The 13876-nt window shown below is 72.3% G+C and carries 9 protein-coding genes and 1 pseudogene; 4 read left to right on the top strand and 6 right to left on the bottom strand.

What is annotated here, in order from left to right:
• The first annotated feature begins 289 nt into the window (after nucleotides 1-289).
• Both EAO71_RS15255 and EAO71_RS15250 read left to right on the top strand, forming a co-directional pair.
• Nucleotides 290-796, top strand: coding sequence for a DUF6912 family protein (locus EAO71_RS15255; protein WP_147978222.1), 507 nt, complete (start codon nucleotides 290-292; stop codon nucleotides 794-796).
• Nucleotides 797-879: 83 nt separating this feature from the next.
• Nucleotides 880-1551 carry an HAD family hydrolase gene (locus EAO71_RS15250; RefSeq protein ID WP_147978221.1) on the top strand — a complete coding sequence of 224 codons (672 nt, stop codon included), beginning with the start codon at nucleotides 880-882 and terminating at the stop codon, nucleotides 1549-1551.
• An 87-nt stretch (nucleotides 1552-1638) separates the two neighbouring features.
• On the opposite strand, the gene EAO71_RS15245 is transcribed toward EAO71_RS15250, so the two are convergent.
• The gene (locus EAO71_RS15245) at nucleotides 1639-2196 is read right to left on the bottom strand and encodes a DJ-1/PfpI family protein (protein WP_147978220.1); all 558 of its coding nucleotides are present in this window, start codon (nucleotides 2194-2196) and stop codon (nucleotides 1639-1641) included.
• Between the two features lie 415 nt (nucleotides 2197-2611).
• Between EAO71_RS15245 and EAO71_RS15240 the strand changes: the two genes are divergently transcribed.
• Nucleotides 2612-7573, top strand: a complete 4962-nt coding sequence (locus tag EAO71_RS15240) for an NAD-glutamate dehydrogenase (RefSeq protein WP_147978219.1) — start codon at nucleotides 2612-2614, stop codon at nucleotides 7571-7573.
• Nucleotides 7574-7634: 61 nt separating this feature from the next.
• On the opposite strand, the gene EAO71_RS15235 is transcribed toward EAO71_RS15240, so the two are convergent.
• The 3 genes from EAO71_RS15235 to EAO71_RS15225 are packed head-to-tail and all read right to left on the bottom strand — an operon-like array spanning nucleotide 7635 to nucleotide 10805.
• Nucleotides 7635-9017: a glycosyltransferase family 87 protein gene (locus tag EAO71_RS15235; protein WP_261992145.1), complete on the bottom strand. Its 1383-nt coding sequence runs from the start codon at nucleotides 9015-9017 to the stop codon at nucleotides 7635-7637.
• Nucleotides 9018-9043: 26 nt separating this feature from the next.
• Nucleotides 9044-9868 (bottom strand): ABC transporter ATP-binding protein, encoded by an 825-nt coding sequence (locus EAO71_RS15230; RefSeq protein ID WP_147979311.1) that lies wholly within the window; start codon nucleotides 9866-9868, stop codon nucleotides 9044-9046.
• Nucleotides 9869-9878: 10 nt separating this feature from the next.
• On the bottom strand, nucleotides 9879-10805 hold the full coding sequence (locus EAO71_RS15225) for an ABC transporter permease (RefSeq protein ID WP_147978218.1): 927 nt from the start codon (nucleotides 10803-10805) through the stop codon (nucleotides 9879-9881).
• 137 nt (nucleotides 10806-10942) lie between these two features.
• Between EAO71_RS15225 and EAO71_RS15220 the strand changes: the two genes are divergently transcribed.
• On the top strand, nucleotides 10943-11554 hold the full coding sequence (locus tag EAO71_RS15220) for a TetR/AcrR family transcriptional regulator (protein ID WP_147978217.1): 612 nt from the start codon (nucleotides 10943-10945) through the stop codon (nucleotides 11552-11554).
• Nucleotides 11555-11663: 109 nt separating this feature from the next.
• Here the strand turns inward: EAO71_RS15220 and EAO71_RS15215 are convergent, their stop codons facing one another.
• The gene (locus EAO71_RS15215; protein ID WP_261992237.1) at nucleotides 11664-12467 is read right to left on the bottom strand and encodes a carbohydrate ABC transporter permease; all 804 of its coding nucleotides are present in this window, start codon (nucleotides 12465-12467) and stop codon (nucleotides 11664-11666) included.
• Between the two features lie 149 nt (nucleotides 12468-12616).
• Nucleotides 12617-13872 (bottom strand): annotated as a pseudogene (locus tag EAO71_RS15210) (carbohydrate ABC transporter permease).
• Between the last annotated feature and the right edge of the window lie 4 nt (nucleotides 13873-13876).

Raw genomic sequence — 13876 nt, 5'->3', positions numbered from 1 at the left:
ACGGAGGTCTGCATGGGCGATCCCGTTCCCTCGCACCCGGCTGACTACCGGGCGGTAACTTCTGTTGGGGATCTTGTACGGGGGTGCCCGGAGCCGTCGCAAGGCGCCGGGGACGGCCGGGTGGCCCTCCGCCGGGTTCACCTATCAGGGTGAGCGAGGGCGCCGCGCGGCCTGCGCGCACGGGGCCGGGGCATGCGTGGGGTGGACCGGCGAGGGGGCGGCCCGGAAGCCCCGAAGGGGGACTCCGCACGTATCCTGAGGGCGTTTCCGACTACGAAAGCGGCCAGCCATGCGCGTGTACGTCCCCCTGACCCTCCCCGGTCTCGCACAGGCGCACAAGGCGGGCGAGCTGGGCCCCGGCCCGCTGACCGCGTTCGCCGTCACGCCGGCCCTGCGCGAGTGGTACGTCTCCGACGACATCGAGGAGCTGGAGTACGCGGCGCTCAGCCGCGCCGCCGCCGCCTCGCTGCGACTGCTCGCCGGCGACCCCGCGGCCGCGCGGCGCCGGATCGTCGTCGCCGTCGACGTGCCGGACAAGGACGCGGCCGTCGATCCCGACCGGGGCCTCGACGCGAGCTCGCTCGGCGAGGTCCGCATCGCCGGCGCGGTCGCGCTGGCCAAGGCCGCGGCCGTGCACGCCGACGCGGACGACGCGGAGGCCGACGTCTCGGCGGCGGCGGACGCGCTGGGCGCGGCGGACCAGGGGGACGACGACGCCCAGTTCACGGTGGACGGGGCCGAGGACCACGAACTGCTCTGGTTCGGGATCCAGGAGATCCCCGGCCTGCTGGGCTGACGCCCGCCCCGCCCCGGCCGGCGGGAGCGGTCCGGCCCGCCCGGCAGGGAACCCCTGTCGGAGGCTGCCGGTACCGTCGTGCCATGGGGAAGCACGGAACGAGGCACGGCAAGCATCTGGTCTGGGACTGGAACGGGACCCTGCTCGACGACATCCACGCGGTCATCGGCGCGACGAACGCCGCCTTCGCCGAGCTGGGCCTGGAGCCGATCACGCTCGCGCGCTACCGCGACCTGTACACGGTGCCGGTGCCGCTGTTCTACGAGCGCCTGATGGGGCGGCTGCCGACGGACGCCGAGTGGGAGCTGATGGACGGCGTCTTCCATCGGCACTACTGGGCGCGGGCCGAGGGGTGCGGCCTGACGGCCGGCGCGGCGGAGCTGCTGGCCGCCCGGCAGGAGTCCGGACTCACGCAGTCGCTGCTCTCGCTCGCCCCGCACGTGGAGCTGGTCCCGCTGGTGCGCCGGCACGGGATCGAGGCGCGGTTCGTCCGGGTGGACGGGCGCGTCGGCTCCTCGACCGAGGGCAAGGCGGCGCACATGGTGCGGCACCTGGCGGCGCTGGGCGGCGTGCCCGCGGAGCGGGTCGTCGTCATCGGCGACGCGGCGGACGACGCCCGGGCGGCGGCGCACGTCGGCGCGAAGGCGGTCCTGTACACCGGGGGGTCGCACAGCCGCGCCAGCCTGGAGGCGGTGGGGGTGCCGGTGGTGGACTCGCTGACGGAGGCCGTGGCCGTCGCCGAGGAGCTGGCCTGAGGGCCGTCCCGCAGAAGGGTCGCCGGGCCGCGGTCGCGTCCAGGGGAGTCCCGGACGGGCCCGCGGCCCCCGCAGGTCCGCCGGTGCTCAGCCCCGGGCGCGCAGGACCTTGAGGAACTCGCGCATCCAGGTGGGGTGATCCGGCCAGGCGCGGGAGGAGACCAGCTGGCCGTCGACGACCGCGTCGGTGTCCTGGAAGGTGGCGCCCGCGGCCTGCATGTCGAGCTCCAGGGCCGGGTACGCCGTCACGCGGCGGCCCTCCAGACCGCCGATCGCCGCCGTCAGGAGCGGACCGTGGCAGATCTGGGCCACCGGCTTGTCCGCGTCGAAGAAGGACTTGAGGATCTTGCGGAGCTCCGGGTCGTTGCGCAGGTACTCCGGGGCCCGGCCGCCGGGGATCACCACGGCCACGTAGTCGCCCGGATCCACCTCGTCGAACGCCAGATCGGCGGGCCAGGTGTACCCCGGCTTCTCGGTGTAGGTGTCGAAGCCCGGCTCGAAGTCGTGCACCACGAACCGCAGCTGCTTGCGCGCGGGGGCGGCGATGTGGACCTCGTACCCCTCCTCCAGAAGCCGCTGGTAGGGGTACATGACCTCCAGTGATTCGGCCGCGTCCCCGGTCACGATCAAGATCTTCGCCATCACGACTCCCAGATCCCAGATGTCGGTGGTGCCCCGCGGTACACACTCCCCGCGCCGCCCTGCTTTGCCAAGAGGACATGTGTCGCTGTCCATAACGTCAAACTTCCACCCCCTCTTTTGTACACATACGGACCATGACGGCCCGGGGGTGGCAGGCGATAGGCTTTTCCCGTGATCAGCGCGATACGCCCTGGGGGCAGCGAAGCCCCCGGCCTTCGCCCGACCCGCTCCGGCGGCCGGGCCGACAAGGCGTTCGCTGTTCTTCGCCGTCCGGGCGCCTCGCCGAGATTGGCCGATATCGGCTCGGACATCTCTCATCGCGGCATAACGTCGTCTCCGACCGGTAACACCGCGTCGTGGCGTTGTGTCCTTTCTTCCACCGACGTCACGCAATGGCGCGCGACAGGAGCCAGAGGACATGCAGACCAAGCTGGACGAAGCCAAGGCCGAGCTGCTCGCGAGGGCCGCCCGGGTAGCTGAGAACAGCCCGGCCGGGGGGCGACTTCCGACGGGGCCCGAGAACGGGAAGCGGCCCGACCGCGACACCCTGCTCGACTACCTCCAGCGCTACTACCTGCACACGGCGCCCGAGGACCTCACCGACCGTGACCCGGTGGACGTCTTCGGTGCCGCGCTCTCCCACTACCGGCTCGCGGAGAACCGCCCCCAGGGCACCGCGAACGTCCGCGTGCACACCCCGACGGTCGAGGAGAACGGCTGGACCTCCAGCCACTCCGTCGTCGAGGTCGTCACCGACGACATGCCGTTCCTCGTGGACTCCGTCACCAACGAGCTCTCACGTCACGGCCGCGGCATCCACGTCGTGATCCACCCGCAGGTCCTCGTCCGCCGCGACCTCACCGGCAAGCTCATCGAGGTGCTGACCGCCGGGGCCGCCGCCGAGCTGCCGCACGACGCGCTGAACGAGTCCTGGATCCACGTCGAGATCGACCGCGAGACCGACCGCGCCGACCTCAAGCAGATCACCGCCGACCTGCTGCGCGTGCTCTCGGACGTCCGCGAGACGGTCGAGGACTGGGACAAGATGCGCGAGGCCGCGCTCCGCATCGCCGACGGCCTGCCCGACGAGCCCGTCGCGTCCGACCTGCGCCCGACCGAGGTCGAGGAGGCCCGCGAGCTGCTGCGCTGGCTCGCCGCCGACCACTTCACCTTCCTCGGCTACCGCGAGTACGAGCTCGTCAACGGCGACGCCCTGGCGGCCGTCCCCGGCACCGGCCTCGGCATCCTGCGCTCCGACCCGCAGCACGGCGGCGAGCACGACGGCCACCACGCGCCCGTCTCCTCGTCCTTCAGCCGGCTGCCCGACGACGCCCGCGCCAAGGCCCGCGAGCACAAGCTGCTGATCCTCACCAAGGCCAACAGCCGCGCCACCGTGCACCGCCCCTCGTACCTCGACTACGTGGGCGTGAAGAAGTTCGACGCCGAGGGCAACGTCATCGGCGAGCGCCGCTTCCTCGGCCTGTTCTCCTCCGCCGCGTACACGGAGTCCGTCCGCCGCGTGCCGGTCGTGAGCCGCAAGGTCCAGGAGGTCCTGGAGGGCGCCGGCTTCTCGCCGAACAGCCACGACGGCCGCGACCTGCTCCAGATCCTGGAGACCTACCCGCGCGACGAGCTCTTCCAGACCCCCGTCGACGAGCTCCGCTCGATCGTCACCTCGGTCCTCTACCTGCAGGAACGCCGCCGGCTGCGGCTCTACCTGCGTCAGGACGAGTACGGCCGCTACTACTCCGCCCTCGTCTACCTGCCGCGCGACCGCTACACCACCGGCGTCCGGCTGAGGATCATCGACATCCTCAAGGAGGAGCTGAGCGGCACCAGCGTCGACTTCACGGCCTGGAACACCGAGTCGATCCTGTCCCGGCTCCACTTCGTCGTCCGCGTCGAGCCCGGCACCGAGCTGCCGCAGCTCTCCGACGCCGACAAGGAGCGCATCGAGGCCCGGCTCGTCGAGGCCGCCCGCTCCTGGGCCGACGGCTTCGGCGAGGCCCTCACCGCCGAGTGCGGCGAGGAGCGCGCCGCCGAGCTGCTGCGCCGCTACGGCAACGCCTTCCCCGAGGGCTACAAGGCCGACCACTCGCCGCGCGCCGCGGTCGCCGACCTGGTCCACCTGGAGCAGCTGTCCCGCACCGGCGACGAGTTCGCGCTCTCGCTGTACGAGCCGGTCGCCACCGGCCCCGGCGAGCGCCGCTTCAAGATCTACAAGACCGGCGACCAGGTCTCCCTGTCCGCCGTCCTGCCGGTCCTCAGCCGGCTCGGCGTCGAGGTCGTCGACGAGCGCCCGTACGAACTGCGCTGCGCCGACCGTACGCACGCCTGGATCTACGACTTCGGTCTGCGGATGCCCGCCACGACGGCCAACGGCGGCGACTACCTCGCCGACGACGCCCGCGAGCGCTTCCAGGAGGCCTTCTCCGCCACCTGGACCGGCGAGGCCGAGAACGACGGCTTCAACTCGCTGGTGCTCTCCGCCGGACTCGACTGGCGCGAGGCGATGGTGCTGCGCGCCTACGCCAAGTACCTGCGCCAGGCCGGCTCGACGTTCAGCCAGGACTACATGGAGGACACCCTCCGCAACAACGTCCACACCACCCGGCTGCTCGTCTCCCTCTTCGAGGCCCGGATGTCCCCGGAGCGCCAGCGCGCCGGCACCGAGCTGATCGACGGACTGCTGGAGGAGCTGGACGGCGCCCTCGACCAGGTCGCGAGCCTGGACGAGGACCGCATCCTGCGGTCCTTCCTCACCGTCATCAAGGCCACGCTGCGGACGAACTTCTTCCAGCGCACGGCCGACGGCACCCCGCACTCCTACGTGTCGATGAAGTTCGACCCGCAGGCCATCCCGGACCTCCCCGCGCCGCGCCCGGCCTTCGAGATCTGGGTCTACTCGCCGCGCGTCGAGGGCGTCCACCTGCGCTTCGGCAAGGTCGCGCGAGGCGGTCTGCGCTGGTCCGACCGGCGTGAGGACTTCCGCACGGAGATCCTCGGCCTGGTCAAGGCGCAGATGGTGAAGAACACCGTCATCGTGCCCGTCGGCGCCAAGGGCGGCTTCGTCGCCAAGCAGCTGCCGGACCCGGCCGTGGACCGCGACGCCTGGCTGGCCGAGGGCATCGCCTCCTACAAGACCTTCATCTCGGCGCTGCTCGACATCACCGACAACCTGGTCGCCGGCGAGGTCGTTCCCCCGCTCGACGTCGTGCGCCACGACGAGGACGACACCTACCTCGTCGTCGCCGCCGACAAGGGCACCGCGACCTTCTCCGACATCGCCAACGCCGTCGCCGTCGACTACGGCTTCTGGCTCGGCGACGCCTTCGCCTCCGGCGGCTCGGCCGGCTACGACCACAAGGGCATGGGCATCACCGCCCGCGGCGCGTGGGAGTCCGTCAAGCGCCACTTCCGCGAGCTGGGCCACGACACCCAGACCGAGGACTTCACGGTCGTCGGCGTCGGCGACATGTCCGGCGACGTCTTCGGCAACGGCATGCTGCTCTCCGAGCACATCCGGCTGATCGCGGCCTTCGACCACCGCCACATCTTCATCGACCCGAACCCGGACGCGGCCGTCTCCTACGCCGAGCGCCGCCGCCTCTTCGAGCTGCCCCGCAGCTCCTGGGCCGACTACGACACCGAGCTGCTCTCCGCGGGCGGCGGCATCCACCCGCGCAGCGCCAAGTCGATCCCGGTCAACGCGCAGATGCGCGCGGTCCTGGGCATCGAGCCCGGCGTCGTCAAGATGACCCCGGCCGAGCTGATGCAGGCGATCCTCCACGCGCCGGTCGACCTGCTGTGGAACGGCGGCATCGGCACGTACGTCAAGGCGTCGACCGAGTCTCAGACGGACGTCGGCGACAAGGCGAACGACGCCATCCGCGTCAACGGCGAGAACCTGCGCGTCAAGGTCGTCGGCGAGGGCGGCAACCTCGGTCTGACCCAGCTCGGCCGCATCGAGTTCGCCCGCAAGGGCGGTCCCGACGGCGAGGGCGGCAAGGTCAACACCGACGCCATCGACAACAGCGCCGGCGTGGACACCTCCGACCACGAGGTGAACATCAAGATCCTGCTCAACGGGCTCGTCACCGAAGGCGACATGACCGTCAAGCAGCGCAACCGGATCCTCGCCGAGATGACCGACGAGGTCGGCGGGCTCGTCCTGCGCAACAACTACGCGCAGAACGTGGCCCTGGCCAACGCGGTCGCCCAGTCGCCGTCCCTGCTCCACGCCCACCAGCGCTTCATGCGCCGGCTCGGCCGCGACGGCGCCCTGGACCGCTCGCTCGAGTTCCTGCCCAACGACCGGCAGATCCGCGACCTGCTCAACAACGGCAAGGGCCTGAGCCAGCCGGAGATCGCGGTCCTGCTCGCGTACACCAAGATCACGGTGGCCGACGAGCTGATCGCCACCGACCTGCCGGACGACCCGTACCTGCTCGGCCTGCTGCACGCGTACTTCCCGGCGCAGCTGCGCGAGAAGTTCACGGAGGCGGTCGACAACCACCCGCTGCGCCGCGAGATCGTCACGACCGTCCTGGTCAACGACACCGTCAACTCCGGTGGCTCGACCTTCCTGCACCGTCTCCGCGAGGAGACGGGCGCGTCGATCGAGGAGATCGTGCGCGCGCAGACCGCCGCCCGCGCCGTCTTCCGGCTCGGCGAGGTCTGGGACGCGGTCGAGGCACTGGACAACCAGGTCCCGGCCGAGGTGCAGACCCGGATGCGACTGCACTCCCGCCGGCTGGTCGAGCGCGGCACGCGCTGGCTGCTCGGCAACCGGCCGCAGCCGCTCCAGCTCCAGGAGACGATCGACTTCTTCGCCGAGCGCGTGGAGCAGGTCTGGACCGAGCTGCCGCAGCTGCTGCGCGGCGCGGACCTGGAGTGGTACCAGGGGATCCTGACCGAGCTGACCGAACTGGGCGTTCCGGAGATGCTCGCCCTGCGGGTCGCCGGATTCTCCTCGGCCTTCCCGATCCTCGACGTCGTCGCGATCGCGGACCGTACGGACAAGGACCCGCTGGCGGTCGCCGAGGTCTACTACGACCTGGCCGACCGGCTGCGGATCACCCAGCTGATGGACCGGATCATCGAGCTGCCGCGCACCGACCGGTGGCAGACGATGGCCCGTGCCTCCATCCGCGAGGACCTGTTCGCCGCGCACGCCGCCCTGACGGCCGACGTGCTCGCCGCGGGCAACGGGTCCTCGACGCCGGAGGAGCGCTACAAGGGCTGGGAGGAGACGAACGCGGCGCTCCTGGGCCGGGCGCGCACGACGCTGGAGGAGATCCAGGGCTCGGAGACGTTCGACCTGGCGAACCTCTCGGTGGCCATGCGCACGATGCGCCAGCTGCTGCGGGCGCGCAGCTGACCTGACGACGAAGGGCCCCGCCGGGTGACCGGCGGGGCCCTTCGTCGTCGTACGGCACCCCTCACGACGGGTCGGCCACGGTCGAGGTCCACAGGCGCCGGGCGGCCAGGAGCGCCGCCGCGAACAGCGTCGCGTTGCGGAGCGCGACCACCGCCACGCCCGGCCAGGACCCGGTCAGCAGGTCCTGGTAGAGGATCGGGTACGCGAGCGAGCTCAGCGCCGCGGCCGGCAGCAGGAGCAGGGCCACCGGCCGCATCACGGTCGCCCGCGAGGTCAGGCAGACGGCCGCCAGGCCCAGCAGCCAGATCATGTACTGGGGGCTGATCACCCGGCTGGTGACGGTGAACAGCAGGACGGCGGCGAGGGCCGCGTCGAGGGGGGTGGCGGCGGTCCACCGCACGGCCCGGAGCCGCCAGATCAGCAGCCAGCCGAAGGCCACGACGGTGAGCAGCAGCGCGATCCGCCCCACGCTGGACACGTACGGGCCGACGTACTCGAAGGCGCCGTAGCGGTACTGCACCTGGCCCGGCCACAGCCCGGTCGCCTGGGACAGGGCCAGCGCCGTGCCGCCCAGGGACTCGATCTGGACGCCCCTGCTGCCCTGCTGGCGCAGGAAGTCGAAGGAGTTCGAGAAGCAGAGGGCGAGGGTCGCCAGCAGGGCGGCCGCGGTGACGCCGGCGGCGACCCAGGCGTCCCGGGTGGTGCGGCCCCGCGGCGTGCCGATCAGGGCGAGGGCCGGCCACACCTTCACCAGGGCGCCGATCCCGGCCAGTGCCCCGCCGAGGCGGTGCGCGGTGGCCGAGCGGGCGGTGAGGGCGAGCAGGGAGAGCACGGCGAGGGCGGTGACCTGGACGTCGTACCGGGCGAGCGGAAGATGCAGGAGCAGCGGCAGTCCGCAGACCCAGATCCAGGCGCCGTGCGTGACGCGGCGGCTGTCGGCGCGCGCGAGGGCGGCGGTCACGACCGCGTCGGCGAGCAGGGTGAGGGCGACGAACGCCTGGAAGTAGGTGAGCCAGGGCAGTACGGCCGGGGAGACGATGACCAGGCCGGCGCCCGGCGGGTACTGCCAGGTCACGTCGTTCACCGGGAAGGTGCCGTGGGCGAACTGGCCGTACCAGTACTGGTAGAGGACGGAGACCTCCCGGCCCACGCCCCCGATGCCCAGGCTGTCGCGCAGCAGGAGCAGCAGCATGCCGGCCCGGGTGAGGAGCCAGACCGCGCCGAGCGCGAGGAGCGGGCCGCGGCCGACGCGGACGAAGGTGGCCGCGGTGAAGGTGTCCGACTCGAACGGCGAGGCGGTGAGCGCCGGCGGGCAGGCGGGCAGCGGCGTGCCGCCCGGTGACGGCCGCGAGGGCGCGGTGCCGTCACCGGGTTCCGGGGCGGCACCGTGGCCCGGGCCGGCATCGGGCGAGGGGGGCGGAGTGCGGTGTCCATGCGTCGTCATCGACCCGCACTCTATTCCGTATTGGGCTATTTCCCTCTCTTTTGTCCGGCCTTCCCGGTGAACTCCTCGTACTCCGCGACGACCTCCGCGGCCGGTCCGTCCCGGCGCAGCGTGCCCGCCTCCAGCCACAGCGCCCGGTCGCAGGTCTCGGTGATGGTGGAATGCGAGTGGCTGACGAGGAAGACGGTTCCCGCCTCGGCGCGCAGCTCGTCGATCCGCTCCCGGCTGCGACGGCGGAAGGCGGCGTCCCCGGTCGACAGCGCCTCGTCGATCAGGAGCACGTCGTGGCTCTTCGCCGCCGCGATGGAGAACCGCAGCCGGGCGCCCATGCCCGAGGAGTACGTCCGCATGGGCCGGGAGACGGCGTCGTCCTTCTCGTTGATCCCGGAGAACTCCACGATGTCGTCGTAGCGGGCGTCGATCTCCGCCCGGGTCATGCCCATCGCGAGGCCGCCGAGGATCACGTTCCGCTCGCCCGTCAGGTCGCCCATCAGGGCCGCGTTGACGCCGAGGAGGGCCGGCCGGCCCTGGGTCCAGATCTGCCCCCGGTCGACGGGGAGCAGGCCGGCGACCGCCTTGAGCAGGGTGGACTTGCCGGAGCCGTTGGAGCCGATCAGGCCGATCGCCTCGCCACGGTACGCGGCGAAGCCGACGCCCCTGACCGCGTGCACGGTGCGCCCGCCGGGCCGGGTGCCGCGCGAGAGGAGCCGGCCGAGGGCGGCGGTGGCGCCGCCCCTCGCGGGCCGCCCGCCCTGGACGGTGTACGAGACGTGGACCCCGTCGACCACGACCGTCGGGGTGCGCTCCCCGTCGGGCGCGCTTGTTCCGGCGGGGCGGGGGTGGGGGGACAGTCCGGTGCGTTCAGCCACGGCCGTAGGTCTCCTCTGCCTTCCAGAAGTACACGAAGCCGCCGGCGAAGGTCGCCACGGCCCAGGCGGCGGCCGTCGCCCAGGCGTACGGGGGGAGCCGGTCGGCCGTGAAGCCGCCGACCAGGGCGCAGCGCATCAGGTCGATGTAGAGCCCCGCCGGGTTGGCCCCCAGGGCCGTGATCAGGCCCTGGGGGATCCGGCCGCTCGCCGCCAGGTGGGGGAGGGACCACATGACCCCGGAGACGTACATCCAGGTCCGCAGCAGGAAGGGCATCAGCTGCGCGATGTCCGGGGTGCGGGCCGCGAGCCGGGCAAGGGCGAGGGCCAGGCCGGTGTTGAACAGCGACTGGAGGAGGAGGGCGGGGGCCGCGAGCAGCCAGCTCCAGGCGGGGAACTCGCCGAAGCAGCACAGGATGACGGCCAGCGCGGACAGCGAGAAGGCCAGCTGCTGGAGCTGCTGGAGCGCGAGCGCCACGGGGAGGCTCGCCCGGGGGAAGTGCAGGGCCCGGACCAGTCCGAGGTTCCCGCTGATGGCGCGGGTGCCGGCGAGCACCGACTGGGAGGTGAAGGTCCAGACGAAGACGCCCGTGATCAGGAACGGGACGTAGTCGGGGATGTCCCGGCGGACGTCCATGAGGACGCCGAAGACGAGGTAGTAGACGGCCGCGTTGAGGAGCGGGGTCATCAGCTGCCAGACCTGGCCGAGGCGCGCCTGGCTGTACTGGGCCGTCAGGCGGGCGGTCGCGAAGGCGGTGATGAAGGCGCGCCGCGACCAGAGCTCCCGGACGTACACGGGGAGGGGCGGGCGGGCGCCGCTGACGGACAGGCCGTGCCGCAGGGCGAGCGCCCGCAGGTCCTCCGGTGCGGGGAAGGAGCCGGCTGTGGCGGTGGCGGGTGGGGTGAGCGTCTCGGTGGTCACGGGGTCGCTTTCACGGTGACGACAGGAGCGACGGGACGGGGCCGTATCGTCGCTACGGGGAGACTAGGACGGTCGAGCGTCGGAACGCAACCGTATCGTCGTGACGTGCATGCCGGTCGGTGGATAGAATCCCGTCCATGACGACAGCCTCCGGAACCCCCCGCCGCGCCCCCGCGGGAGCCGCCGTGCTCCGGGAGGACGTCACCGAGGCCATTCGCGCCGCCGTCTTCGAGGAGCTGGCCGCGGTCGGCTTCGCCCGGATGTCCATCGAGGGCATCGCGCGCCGCGCGGGAGTCGGCAAGACCGCCGTCTACCGGCGCTGGAAGTCCAAGCTCTCGCTCGTCCTCGACCTCGTCGGCGCCCTCGCCGCCGAGGGGCTGCCGGCACCGTCCACCGGTTCCCTGTACGGGGACGTGCGCGCCCTGCTCGAAGTCGCGGCACACGCCCTGCGCCACCCCGTCGCCTCGCAGGTCATCCCGGACCTGCTGGTCGAGGCGGCCCGGCAGCCGGAGATCGCCGGGGCCGTCAAGGCCGCCCTGCTCGACGGCCGGCAGGGCGTGGTCGCCCAGGTCGTGCGGGAGGCCGTCGAGCGGGGCGAACTGCCCCCGGAAGCCGACCCCGACCGCGCGCTCGACCTGGTCGTCGGCCCGCTCTACTGGCGGCTCGTGGTGGTGCGCGGCGACCTGCCGCAGGGGTACCTGGACGACCTGGCGCGCTCCGCGGTCGCGGCGCTCACGGCCCGCCCCTGAGCGGCCGGGCGGACAGGGGCCGGGCGGCGTACGGCCGGCTCCCGGCGGCGAGGTGTGCACCGGACCGCGCCGGTCCGCACCCGCCCCCGGTCGCCCCGGCCGGCGGCGGTCACTTCACCGCGCCGGCCATCACCCCCGACACGAACTGACGCTGGAAGGCGAAGAAGACCGCCAGCGGGATCACCATCGAGACGAACGCGCCCGGTGCCAGCACGTCGATGTTGTTGCCGAACTGCCGGACCTGCTGCTGCAGCGCCACCGTGATCGGCGGCGACTCGGAGTCCGCGAAGATCAGCGCGACCAGCATGTCGTTCCAGACCCAGAGGAACTGGAAGATGCCGAGCGAGGCGATCGCCGGCCCGCCCAGCGGCATCACGACCCGGGTGAACAGCCGGATCTCGCCCGCCCCGTCGAGCCGGGCGGCCTCCAGCAGCTCGCGCGGGATCTCCGCGAAGAAGTTCCGCAACAGGAAGATCGCGAACGGCAGGCCGAACGCGGTGTGGAACAGCACCACGCCCAGCGTCGTCTCGAAGAGGCCGACGGCCCCGAACAGCTTCGAGACCGGGATCAGCGCGACCTGGACCGGGACCACGAGCAGGCCCACCACGATCATGAAGCACCAGTCCCGGCCCGGGAACTCCAGCCAGGCGAAGGCGTATCCGGCCAGCGAGCCGACGACCACGACGAGGACCGTCGACGGCACGGTGATCAGGACCGTGGACAGCAGCGAGCGCGTGATGGTGTCGTCGGCCAGCAGGTGGGAGTAGTTCTCCGTCGTCAGCTGGGCCGGCGCGGTGAACACCTTCCACCAGCCGCTCTCGCTGATGTCCGACGGCCCGCGGAGCGAGGACAGCAGCAGGCCGACGGTCGGCATCAGCCAGAACAGGCCGACCAGCACCAGGAACACCCGCATCGCGCCGCCGGCGGCGCGGGCGGCGAGCCGCCCCCCGACGCCGCCGGACCCCGGCGCGCCCTTCCCGGACGTGGCCTTCCCGGACGTGGCCTTCCCCGTCGTGTCCTTGCCGTCCGCGCCGTGCGTGGACGTGCCGTGCGTGGACGCCGTCACCGGCGGGCCTCCCTTCGCATCCGGCGGATGTTGAAGGCCATCACCGGGATGACCAGCAGCAGGAGCAGTACGGCGATGGCGGAGCCGATCCCGAGGTCCGCGTCCGTGCCGAAGGACGAGCGGTACAGCTGGAGCGCCAGGACGTTCGCGTCGTCCTGCGCCGAGCCCGGCGCGATGATGAACACCAGGTCGAAGACCTTGAGCACGTTGATCATCAGCGTGACCAGGACGACGGCGAGGACGGGCGCGAGCAGCGGGACCGTGATGCGGCGGAAGACCTGCCACTCGTTCGCCCCGTCGACCCGGGCGGCCTCCAGCAGTTCACGCGGCACGCTCGCCAGACCCGCGGCGATCAGCACCCGCCGTACTGCTCCCTGAAGTTGCTCGCGGGCAGCCGGAGCACGGCGCCGTCCGCGGCGGCCGGCAGGCTGAAGGTGCCGTCGGCCGCCGCCGTGGTGCTCGCCACGACCCGGCCGTCCTTCACGGCCTCGATGCGCAGCCCCTTCAGACCGAGCTCCCGCGCGTCGACGGAGTTCGGCCGCCCGCCGCCGCCCTTGGTGAAGTCCAGCCAGGCGGTGCCGGAGATCCCGTCCGGTCGCGCGGCCGGATCCCGGGCCGGCCGGGCGTCCTCCGGCATCTGCGCGGGTGCCACGCCGATCAGCGGCAGCCTCGCCGTCTCCCCGGCGCGGACGGGGCCCTTGGTGACGTACGCCCCGCCGCCCGCGGCCTTCAGCGGGTGCACCGGCAGCGGGCGGGCGCGCGGGAAGCCGGAGGACTCCGCGAAGGTGTCGTGGACCCCGACCCAGACGGCGTTGGCGACCCCGCGGTCCGGGTCCTGCTCGTAGACGAGGCGGAAGATGATCCCGGCGGCCAGCATGGAGATCGCCATCGGCATGAAGACGACCAGCTTGAACGCCGTTCCCCAGCGCACGCGTTCGGTGAGCACCGCGAAGACCAGGCCGAGCGCCGTCGCGACCGTGGGCGCGAGGACCACCCAGATCGCGTTGTTCTTCACCGCGGTCAGCAGCGTGTCGTCGGTGAACAGCTCGACGTAGTTGCCCAGTCCGGCGAAGGAGTCCCCGGACTTGTCGAAGAAGGAACGCTGGACGGAGTACCCGATCGGGTAGACGACGAGCGCACCGAGCAGCAGCAGGGCGGGGAGGAGGAACCCCGCCGCCACCGCCTTGCGGGTGCCGGTGACGCTCTTGTACGCGGCCGGCTTCGCCGGCCGGCCTGCGGGCGCCGTGGTCACGGCG

Origin of the sequence: Streptomyces sp. MS191 (assembly GCF_008042125.1) — a bacterium.
In the GTDB taxonomy this organism is placed as follows: Bacteria; Actinomycetota; Actinomycetes; order Streptomycetales; family Streptomycetaceae; genus Streptomyces.
Note: the sequence above shows the minus strand (reverse complement) of the source record. Positions and strands in the feature narration are given on the sequence as shown.

Excerpts from the sequence above, each read along its gene's own strand:
- EAO71_RS15255 (WP_147978222.1), top strand. The coding sequence starts at position 290 with ATGCGCGTGTACGTCCCCCTGACCCTCCCCGGTCTCGCACAGGCGCAC.
- EAO71_RS15250 (WP_147978221.1), top strand. The coding sequence starts at position 880 with ATGGGGAAGCACGGAACGAGGCACGGCAAGCATCTGGTCTGGGACTGG.
- EAO71_RS15240 (WP_147978219.1), top strand. The coding sequence starts at position 2,612 with ATGCAGACCAAGCTGGACGAAGCCAAGGCCGAGCTGCTCGCGAGGGCC.
- EAO71_RS15235 (WP_261992145.1), bottom strand. The coding sequence starts at position 9,017 with ATGACGACGCATGGACACCGCACTCCGCCCCCCTCGCCCGATGCCGGC.
- EAO71_RS15220 (WP_147978217.1), top strand. The coding sequence starts at position 10,943 with ATGACGACAGCCTCCGGAACCCCCCGCCGCGCCCCCGCGGGAGCCGCC.
- EAO71_RS15215 (WP_261992237.1), bottom strand. The coding sequence starts at position 12,467 with ATGCGGGTGTTCCTGGTGCTGGTCGGCCTGTTCTGGCTGATGCCGACC.